This window comes from Cognatilysobacter terrigena (genome assembly GCF_004361065.1).
Taxonomy (GTDB): domain Bacteria; phylum Pseudomonadota; class Gammaproteobacteria; order Xanthomonadales; family Xanthomonadaceae; genus Cognatilysobacter; species Cognatilysobacter terrigena.
The window spans coordinates 1-3,006 of record NZ_SELT01000046.1 but is presented as its reverse complement, the minus strand read 5'-3'; the positions used below and the strand labels follow the sequence as shown (position 1 = coordinate 3,006).

Annotated in this window: 3 protein-coding genes; all 3 read left to right on the top strand. The window is 61.8% G+C overall.

Going from position 1 to position 3,006, the window contains the following annotated elements; all coding sequences use genetic code 11:
• The first annotated feature begins 1,580 nt into the window (after positions 1–1,580).
• The 3 genes from EVS83_RS15190 to EVS83_RS15180 are packed head-to-tail and all read left to right on the top strand — an operon-like array spanning position 1,581 to position 2,983.
• Positions 1,581–1,988, top strand: coding sequence for a hypothetical protein (locus EVS83_RS15190; RefSeq protein WP_133501995.1), 408 nt, complete (start codon positions 1,581–1,583; stop codon positions 1,986–1,988).
• Positions 1,989–2,045: 57 nt separating this feature from the next.
• Complete coding sequence (locus tag EVS83_RS15185) at positions 2,046–2,489, top strand: hypothetical protein (RefSeq protein WP_133501992.1); 444 nt, start codon at positions 2,046–2,048, stop codon at positions 2,487–2,489.
• Between the two features lie 29 nt (positions 2,490–2,518).
• Entirely contained in the window at positions 2,519–2,983 is a 465-nt protein-coding gene (locus EVS83_RS15180) for an HNH endonuclease (protein ID WP_133501990.1), read from the top strand.
• Positions 2,984–3,006 lie beyond the last annotated feature (23 nt).

The following is a 3,006-nucleotide window of genomic DNA, read 5'->3' as shown; positions in this document are numbered from 1 at the left end:
AGCGGTGGCTGCGAAAAGCACTTCCTCTCCTAAGCCCCGACGTGCTCCACAAGCTGTTTGTCGTCCGCGAGGACGTCGGACCTGGCTGGGTCCCTCACATCGGCGGCTATCTGCTTTGTACCTCCTGTGGGTACGCGACTCCATCTGCAATGCCCCGGCGCTTGCTCTACTGGCGAGCCTGCGGCTGTGGCAATGTCCGTTGGCGTATGTTTCTCGGGTGGCGCCGCTGCAGCGTTAGGCATCCGAAAAAGCTGGCTCCGGTGAAGCTTACCGGCAGGGGCTAACAATTCGTCCAAGCCGACGCCGCTTCGCGGCGCGGCTTAACTCAGGTGTTAGGCCCCGGAGGATGCAATGAAGATTCTTGGTGGCGCCTTGGCTCTGCTTCTGCTCGCGTGCGGGGCGGCGTCTGCGCAGAATGACGTACGGGTTTTCAGCGGCTTCATGAGGGGCGAAACATACCTTCAGCTGTCCGAGCCGAGCCGTGCCGCCTACTCCATGGGACTTTTGGACGGCATGCTGGCATCTGGCTTCTATGGGGCGAGTTCCGAAAGGCTCGAGCACCTCCAGTCGTGCACTGCTGGAATGACCAATACGCAAGTTGCCGCGATTTTTGATCAGTATGTTCGTGTAAACCCAGCGAGCTGGCAGCATCCGATGAGCGTCCTAGCTATGAACTCGCTCATAGCCGCTTGCCCAAGTCTGCGGCCGGGGCCTAACGATTCGTCCAAGCCGACGGCGCTTTGCGGCGCGGCTTAACTCAGGTGTTAGCGCCCACCACCGACTCTTCTAGAAGTCGTAGTGGTTGTATCGCGCCTCGACGCGTCTCGCTCCGCCCGGCGGCGCCCTGCTCCATCACGACTTGCGTGCCGCATCCCTATCGCAAGCCGCGTGCCTCGCTCTTGCACTCGCGTGTTTCCGCGCTCGGCCCCTTGCCGGCCACCGTGCGCGAGCCACTCGCGGTCGCCGACCGTGGCATTCTTGGCATATGAAGTTGGAACCGGCTCGGCATCGCCGTGTGGGCTCTAACAACTCGTTCAACCCGACGCCGCTTCGCGGCGCGGGTCAACTCAGGTGTTAGCGCCCATGGATGTATATGCCGCTCCCCGTTCGGACCTCGGCTCGTTGCCCCGCAAGCCGGCCCCATTGGCGGTAAGGCTTCTAGTACTCCCGCTGCTCTGCGCCGGCGCTGTCGTCACAGCCGGACTCGCGTTCTGGCTGTGTATCCAACTCCCGCTAGTAGGCGGATCTAGATACGCGGCTATTGCGTCCATTCTTGGCCACGCGGTTTTGGCAGCAGCTGGCGCGGCCGCACCTTGGTGGTATCCCATCGCGCGACTGTTCCGAAAGCACGCTGTACGCGCAGCGCTTGCAGTGGGTGCCGCACCCGTCCTCGTCCGTATTGCCCTAACGCATAGCTGGCCCGAGAGCGCAATGAATAAGGCCGTCGCATTCGTAGACACCGTCGGCGTTCTAGCAGCGTTCGCGCTTGGCACGGCACTAGTGGCCCGTCGGCTGGGCGCTAACAATTCGTCCAAGCCGACGGCGCTTTGCGGCGCGGCTTAACTCAGGTGTTAGAACCCATGTGGAAGACGGTCGTCGTCGCAGCCTTTCTTTTCACAGCGTTGGCGGCCCAGGCAGCATCAGGTGTCGACGTGTCGTGGCTCATTGGCCCGGCAAACGCGCGTACGGGCTTCGGAGAAGTTCGCATCCGCGCTGGCGTCACCTACTGGCGGCTCCTGTCGCCGTCGCACCAGGTCCTCGCCGAGCTCCGCCAACCCAACCTCCCGCAGAACCACGTGCTCAGCTTCGGCGATTGCACACGGGCCGGCGCTGAGCAGACAGATCTCGTAGTCGAAACCTCTATTCCAAGCGAGCGAAGCAAGATCGCCACGCCACTGCGCGCTTGGCGCTTCGATCCACGCCGCCGTGTAATCATCCCGGCGAGTGCGAGCGGTATCGTCTGCTACAACCCGGACTATGGGTTCTAACAATTCGTCCAAGCCGACGCCGCTACGCGGCGCGGCTTAACTCAGGTGTTAGGTGCCATGAAGAAGTTGCCTCGGCACTGGATAGAACATATCGCCGACTGGCGTGATGCACCTATGGCGTACTGGGTACACGTCGAGCCCGAAGGCGAAGATTGGCGCAGCGCCACAACTTATCAGCCGCCCGCTCCTAGCGCCGACGGGTCCAACGGGTTTCCGTTGCTCTGCGTCGAATCAGAGGGCTTTGTACTGGTCTTCTCTTCGGCCGCGCAGCTCAGCGAGGCGATTCGTGTCTTATCGCTTGTACCGCTTCCTCCAACCCGGCGGCTCTCGGCTCAACGCCCCGGCGCGCATGGCCCAAATAGCCACTGGCTGAGCCGGTTGCCGGGCTGGGTGAAGTCGCCGAAGACACGCAGCCGCATCGTGGAAGATCTGCGGTCGTTGTCGCGTAGCATGGCACCTAACAATTCGTCCAAGCCGACGCCGCTTCGCGGCGCGGCTTAACTCAAGTGTTAGGCCTCGGAGGAAGGACCATGGAGTTCGAGGGGAAGAGCATCGCCGGTTCCGACCTGCCTGCGCTTATCGACGAGCTCCGGCTGAGGCGACGCGCGATCAAGGCAGCCTCAAAGCAAAGTGTCAAGGCGCGAGTGGCACTTACGAATGCTCAGCGAGCACACGTCCTCGCGAAGACGGATAATCGTTGCCACATATGCGGCGGAGTCATATCTGAGTCCACTTGGCACGCTGACCACGTTTTCCCACATAGTTCGGGTGGTGCGCATTCGGTAGACAATTACTTGCCGGCACACGCCGTGTGCAATAGCTACCGCTGGGATTACACGCCCGAGGACTATCAACTTATCCTCAAGCTCGGTGTGTGGCTGAAGGGCGAAATCCTTCGTGAAACGAGCACTGGCAAGCAGGCGGCTGAGAAGTTCGTCAAGAAGCAGGTCTCCGTCGCAAAGCGCAGGCGGCCTTCATTCGGGCCCGAGGCCTAACAATTCGTCCAAGCCGACGCCGC

Bases quoted from the DNA above. Each gene is read 5' to 3' on its own strand.
- EVS83_RS15190 (WP_133501995.1), top strand. From the start codon at position 1,581: ATGTGGAAGACGGTCGTCGTCGCAGCCTTTCTTTTCACAGCGTTGGCG.
- EVS83_RS15185 (WP_133501992.1), top strand. From the start codon at position 2,046: ATGAAGAAGTTGCCTCGGCACTGGATAGAACATATCGCCGACTGGCGT.
- EVS83_RS15180 (WP_133501990.1), top strand. From the start codon at position 2,519: ATGGAGTTCGAGGGGAAGAGCATCGCCGGTTCCGACCTGCCTGCGCTT.